The sequence below is a fragment of the Delftia sp. ZNC0008 genome (assembly GCF_000799035.1).
GTDB classification, from domain to species: domain Bacteria; phylum Pseudomonadota; class Gammaproteobacteria; order Burkholderiales; family Burkholderiaceae_C; genus Comamonas; species Comamonas tsuruhatensis.
In genome coordinates this window covers 1-6,276 of sequence record NZ_JTKZ01000722.1, presented here as the reverse complement: position 1 = coordinate 6,276, position 6,276 = coordinate 1, and the positions used below count along the sequence as shown (strand labels likewise).

Here is a 6,276-nt window from a genome sequence, read left to right as displayed (position 1 = left end):
CGCATGATGGCGTACTCGCGCGCGCGCTCCTCGCGCGTGGCGGTGACGGCGGCGAAGAGCACGACCAGGCCGGCTGCCAGGGTGAAGCCGAAGAGGAATTCCACCGCGCGTATCACCTGGTCCAGCACGCGCTGCACCTGGGCCAGCGTGGTGCTCAGGTCCACGTTGGTGATGTTGGGAAACTCGCGCACCAGGGCGTTGTCGAAGCCCGCCACGTCCGGCGCGCGGTAGGCGGCCAGGTAACTGACGGCCACGTCGTCCAGGTGGTCCACGGGATAGATCACGAAGAAGTTGGCCCGCATCGATCCCCAGTCCACCTTGCGCAGGCTGGTGATGCGCGCCTCGCTGGGCACGCCGCCCACGTCGAAGCCCAGCGTGTCGCCGAGCTTGAGGCCCAGGGTCTCGGCAATGCCGTCCTCCACGCTGATCTCGCCCTTGGCGCCAGGCGTCCAGGTGCCCGCCGTGATCAGGTTGTGTGCGGGCGCCTGCGCCGTGGTGGAGAGATTGAACTCCCGGTCCACCAGGCGCTTGGCACGGTCTTCGCTGAAGTCGTCGGGGCTGACCGGCTTGCCGTTGACGGTGACCAGACGCCCCCGGATCATGGGGAACCAGTCATAGGAGGTGACGCCAGCCTTGTCCAGCGCCGCGCGGAAACCTTCGGCCTGCTCGGGCTGCACGTTGATGACGAAGCGGTTGGGCGCATTGGCCGGCGTAGCCTGGCGCCAACTGCCGATGAGGTCGGTGCGCAGCAGCACCAGCAGCATGAGCGCCAGCAGCCCCACGGCCAGGCTGCTGATCTGCACCACGGCATAGGCGGGGCGCGCGGCGATCTGGCGCGTGGCCAGCACCAGCCAGCGCGGTGCCGTGCTTTCGTGCACCAGGCGGCGCAGCACCTGCACGGCCAGCCAGCCCAGGGCCGCGAACAGCAGCACGGCCACGGCAAAGCCGCCCACGGCGATCAGGCCCAGCTTGATGTCGCGGCTGGCCGCCAGCAGCAACGCCGCAAAGCCTGCCACGCCCACAGCCAGCACCACCACCGAGGCAGGCTTGAGCGCGCCCAGGTCGCGGCGCATGACGCGCAGCGGCGGCACGCGCGCCAGCTGCAGCACGGGCGGCAGGCCAAAGGCCAGCAGCAGGGTCAGCCCCATGCCCACGCCAAAGGCGGCAGGCCACAGGCCCGGTGCGGGCAAGGCGGTTTCCACCAGCCCGGCCAGCAGCAGCACGAAGACATGGTGGATGGCCCAGCCCAGCAGCACGCCCGCGGCGCTGGAGGCCAGGCCGACCAGCACGAACTCCACCGTGTAGGCGCCCGCGATGCGCCGCTGGCTCTGGCCCAGCACGCGCAGCATGGCCGAGGCGTCGAGGTGGCTGTTGGCAAAGCCGCGCGCAGCCAGGGCCACGGCCACGGCCGACAGCAGCGCCGCCAGCAGGGCGACCAGGCTCAGGAATTTCTCGGCGCGGTCCAGCGTCTGGCGCATCTCGGGGCGGCCGCTGTCCAGCGACTCCACGCGCACGCCATGCACGCCGGGCGCCTTGGCCTGCTGCTCGGCCCAGACGCGGTAGCGCTGCACGGCCGGCTCGGAGCCATCTCCCGCGCCGGCCACGGCCAGGCGGTAGGTGATGCGGCTGGCCGGCTGCACCAGGCCTGTGGCGGCAAGGTCGGCGGAGGCGATCATCACGCGCGGCGCAAAGTTCATGAAGCCCGCACCCCGGTCAGGCTCGATGGAGATGATGCGCGCCACGCGCAGTTGGGCGTCGCCCAGCAGCAGCATGTCCCCCACGCCTATGCCCAGCGACTCCAGCAGCGGCGCATCGACCCAGGCCTCGCCCCGCGCCGGTATCTCGCGCGTGGCTCGGTCGGCCGCGCCGGGGGCATCGGCCACGCGCAGGCTGCCGCGCAGCGGATAGCCTTCGGGCACGCTCTTGAGCGCCACCAGGCGGCTCATGCCGCCTTGCGCGTCGCTGGCGCGCGCCATGGTCGGGAAACTGGATGTCTCCAGGGCCTGCAGCCCTTCGGCGCGTGCGCGCTCGGCAAAGGCCGGCGCCATGGGGTTGTCGCCGACCACGACCACGTCGCCGCCCAGCAACTGGCGCGCATCGCGCTGCAGCCCCGCCTGCAGCCGGTCGGCAAAAAAGCCCACCGAACTGAGCGCGGCCACGGCCAGCATCACGGCGACGATCAACAGGCGCAACTCGCCCGCGCGCAGGTCGCGCCACAGGGTGCGCCAACCCAGGGTCCATGCAGAAGATCCATTCATGCCGCGCAGATTAGCGCAGGCGAAGATGGGCACCCGGGCGCCACGGCTATTGGCACGGCCGTTCAGAACGATTGGCACGGCCGTTCAGAACGATTGGCGCGGCCGTTCAGAACATCAGCCGCAGGCCCAGGTCCAGCCCGAGCGCGCCGGCCGGCTGCATGCCGCCCGTGGTCAGGTAGCCAGGCTGGGGCAGGATGGCCGGGTTGCTGACCACCAGCGGCGTCACGCCCATCACGCCCGGGTTGTTGCGCCCGTTGCCCACGCTGATGCGTGACACCGTGGCGTACAGCGCCGTGCGTTTGGACAGCGGGTGCACATAGCCCAGGGCGAGCTTGTTCACCGAGGAATCGCCGTCGGCCAGGCCCTGGCCATTCCTGAACTGCACACGTGCATAGGAGGCGCGCAGCGCCCCCTGGCCCACGGGGATGTTCACGCCGGCCAGCACGCCCAGGTAGCGGTCGTTGATCGCGGCCAGCGTGCCGGCGTCGCGCCGCTCGTTGCGCACGCCGGACCATTCGCCAAAAAGCTTGACGGGGCCGAAGTCATAGGAGCCGCCCAGGTTCAGCGAGCGGATCTTTTCCGCGCCGGCGCCCGAGGTGCCCAGGGTGTTCTCGCCATAGCCCAGCGCCACATCGGCCGCCCCCATGGCCCAGCCGATACGGGCACCCGCGTAGCGCCCCCGCTTCGAGCTGTTCTCGGGAAAGGCGTACATGGCTTGCCCGTAGACGCCGCCCAGGCCTGGCGGCAGGAAATAGCCGATGGAATTGCCTGCGCGCAGATAGGTGTCCGTGCCCGCCGACAGCCCGCCGCCCAGCAGGCCGCCCGTGGCCAGCGCGCGGGCGATAGCCAGGTTGCTGTTGACCACGGCGATCAGGTTGGTGCCCACGCCGTTGACGGTGAAGGGGTCGAAGGCCCAGTCGTTCAGAAACGAAGGCGTGTGGTCGCGCCCCATGCGCAGCTCGCCCAGGCGCCCGGACAGGCTGATGGTGGCGCGCCGCCCGAAGTTGAGCGCGCCGCCGCCCGTGTCATTGGCCACCGGCGCCTCCAGCCACAGGCCGGCCATGAGGCCGCCGCCCAGGTCCTCGCTGGCGCGCAGCCCGATGCGGCTGGCCAGATTGCCCGAAGGCGACAGCGCCCAGGTGCTTTGCCGCGCCGAGCGCGCGGGGCCCGTGTCCCAGGATTCGCTGCGCACGCTGTAGCGGCTGATGCCGGCGTCCATCACGCCGAACAGCGTGACCGAGGTGGGCGCCTGGACGGCGGCCGCGCCTGTCAGACACAGCAGGCCCAGCGCGTGCAGGCCGCAGGGATGGGGGTGAAGTCGGGGCATGGAGGTCTCCTGTTCATCGTGGGGCTGGCGCGGTCCTGCGCCACGAATCGACTCTAGGAAAGCCATCGCGCTGCTTCTTGGCAGTTCATGCCAACGGCTTTGCAATTCACGACATGCGCGGGTTGCCCTGCTCAGGGTTGCCATGGATTTGTCCCAACAAGGCAAATGCCTGTCCCCCAATGGCAAGTCCCGGGAAAGCGGGCTTTCGATACTGGATGCCATAACACGGAACAAGGAGACACGGACATGAGACTGCCCCACGCCATCACCACGCTGCTCGCGGGCTGCGCCATCGCCATCGCCGGCACGGCCTGGAGCCGCCAGCCGCTCAGGCTTATCGTGCCCGCACCGCCGGGCGGCACCATGGACATCGTGGCGCGCGTCGTGGGCCAGCAGCTCGCGTCTGAAACAGGCCAGGCCGTGGTGATAGACAACCGCCCGGGCGCGGGCGGCCTGCTGGGCATGCAGACCCTGCTGCAGGCGCCCGCCGATGGACAGACGCTGCTGGTGGGCGCAAGCAACCTGCTGGCCGAGATCCCCCATGTGATCAAGATGCCGTTCGATCCGCTCAAGGACCTGGTGCCCCTGGCCTCGCTGGCCCGCTCGGGCGTGGTGCTGGTGGCCGGGGCCAGCCAGCCCGCCCAGGACATGCAGGAGCTGCTCGCGCAGCTCAAGGCACGCAAAGGCCAGACCAGCTTTGCCAGCTACAGCCCCGGCACCGTGTCGCACTACGCCGGCCTGATCCTCAGCGACAAGGCGGGCCTGGACCTGCAGCACGTGGGCTACGCGGGCTCGCCGCCGGCCGTGCAGGCCCTGCTGGGCGGCCAGGTGGACGTCATGTTCGACGGCATGCTGACCTCGGTGCCCCTGATCAGGGCCGGCAAGCTGCGTGCCTACGCGTTCTCCGGCCCCCGGCGTTCGCGCCACCTGCTCCAGGTGCCGACCACCGCCGAACTCGGCTACCCCGAGCTGCAGTTTCGCGGCTGGGTGGGCCTGATCGCGCCGGCCCGCCTGCCGCCCGAAACCATGGAACGCCTGCGCGCCGCCATCGGGAAAGCGGCCAGCGCGCCGGCCGTGCAGCAAAAGCTCTCCGACGTGGGGCTGGAGCCCGAGGTGCTCACCGACACCGCCGCACTGCAGCGCGAGACACGCCAGATGTCCGAGCGCAACGCCGGCATCGTGAAGAAATACCAGATCACCGCGAACTGACTTCCAGGGAAATACCGACCATGCAGATCCGACAGATCACCCCCGCCATCGGCGCCGAAATCTCCGGCATCCATCTCGGCGATGCCGCACGCGACGCCGCACTGTTCGCGGACATCCGCGCCGCGCTGCTGACCCATCGCGTGCTGTTCTTCCGGGACCAGGACATCACGCGCGCCGAACATGTGGCCTTTGCCAGCCGCTTCGGCCCATTGGAGGACCATCCCGTGGCAGGCAGCGATCCCGAGCACCCTGGCCTGGTGCGCATCTACCGCAGCGACGATCCGCACAGCTACGAAAACACCTGGCACTGCGATGGCCTGTGGCGCCCCAACCCGGCCATGGGCGCGGTGCTGCGCTGCATAGAGTGCCCGCCGATCGGCGGCGACACCATCTGGGTCAACATGGTCAAGGCCTACGAGGAGCTGCCCGAGAGCATCAAGCGCAGCATCGACGGCCTGCGCGCCAAGGCCGGCATAGAGCACACCTTCGGCGCCGTGATGGCGCCCGAGGCGCGCGCGCGGCTGGCCAGCGAGCACCCGCCCGTGGAGCATCCCGTGGTGCGCACCCACCCCGAGACCGGCGAGAAGCTGCTGTTCGTGGGCGCGGGCTTCAGCACCCACTTCGTCAACTACAGCACGCCCGAGAACGTGCGCCACGGCATAGACAAGGCGCCCGGCGCCGCGCTGCTGATGAACTACCTGATCAGCCGCGCCACGATTCCCGAATACCAGGTGCGCTGGTCCTGGAAGCCCGGCGACGTGGCCGTCTGGGACAACCGCAGCACCCAGCACTACGCGCTCAACGACTACTACCCGGCGCCCCGCCGCATGGAGCGCGCGGGCATCGTCGGCGACATCCCGCGCTGAGGCCCTGCACAGACTCTTTCCACACCCACCCCCACCCCCACCCACCGGAGCGTCCCATGAATTTTCTCGACGGCCACCTGTTCCCCGAAAACCAGCAGCCCCTGATCATCACGGCGGCACCCTATGCGCCGGGCTGGCTGCCCGGCGATTTCCCCGAAGACATTCCCGTGACCATGGACGAGCAGATCCAGAAGGCCGTGGACTGCTACAACGCCGGCGCCACCGTGCTGCACCTGCATGTGCGCGAGCTCGACGGCAAAGGCAGCAAGCGCCTGTCCAAGTTCAACGAGCTGATCGCCGGCGTGCGTGCGCGCGTGCCCGAGATGATCATCCAGGTGGGCGGATCGATCAGCTTTGCGCCGGAGACCGAAGGCGCGGCCGCCAAGTGGCTGTCCGATGACACGCGCCACATGCTGGCCGAGCTGGAACCCGTGCCCGACCAGGTCACGGTGACCGTCAATACCTCGCAGATGAACGTGACGGAGCAGGCCGAGGACGCGGACTTCAGGGGCACCTCGCGCGAGAAGCCCGCCATCTTCGACGCCTACAAGGAGATGACCGTGCCCGCCCAGCCCGGCTGGGCCGAGGAGCACATCCGGCGCCTGTCCGCCGCCGG

5 protein-coding genes are annotated in these 6,276 nt (G+C 69.8%); 3 read left to right on the top strand and 2 right to left on the bottom strand.

Going from position 1 to position 6,276, the window contains the following annotated elements:
- Positions 1 to 2,258: ABC transporter permease (locus tag L995_RS23485; RefSeq protein WP_047473894.1), on the bottom strand; the 2,258-nt coding region annotated here is incomplete at its 3' end.
- Positions 2,259 to 2,364: 106 nt separating this feature from the next.
- Positions 2,365 to 3,585, bottom strand: coding sequence for a porin (locus L995_RS23480; protein WP_047473893.1), 1,221 nt, complete (start codon positions 3,583 to 3,585; stop codon positions 2,365 to 2,367).
- A gap of 246 nt (positions 3,586 to 3,831) precedes the next feature.
- Here L995_RS23480 and L995_RS23475 point away from each other — a divergent pair, with 246 nt between their 5' ends.
- The 3 genes from L995_RS23475 to L995_RS23465 form a co-directional block, all read left to right on the top strand.
- Positions 3,832 to 4,794, top strand: coding sequence for a tripartite tricarboxylate transporter substrate binding protein (locus tag L995_RS23475; RefSeq protein WP_047473892.1), 963 nt, complete (start codon positions 3,832 to 3,834; stop codon positions 4,792 to 4,794).
- 20 nt (positions 4,795 to 4,814) lie between these two features.
- Positions 4,815 to 5,660: a TauD/TfdA dioxygenase family protein gene (locus tag L995_RS23470; RefSeq protein WP_016450763.1), complete on the top strand. Its 846-nt coding sequence runs from the start codon at positions 4,815 to 4,817 to the stop codon at positions 5,658 to 5,660.
- 56 nt (positions 5,661 to 5,716) lie between these two features.
- Positions 5,717 to 6,276 (top strand): 3-keto-5-aminohexanoate cleavage protein (locus L995_RS23465; protein WP_047473891.1); only part of this gene is annotated, 560 nt, incomplete at its 3' end.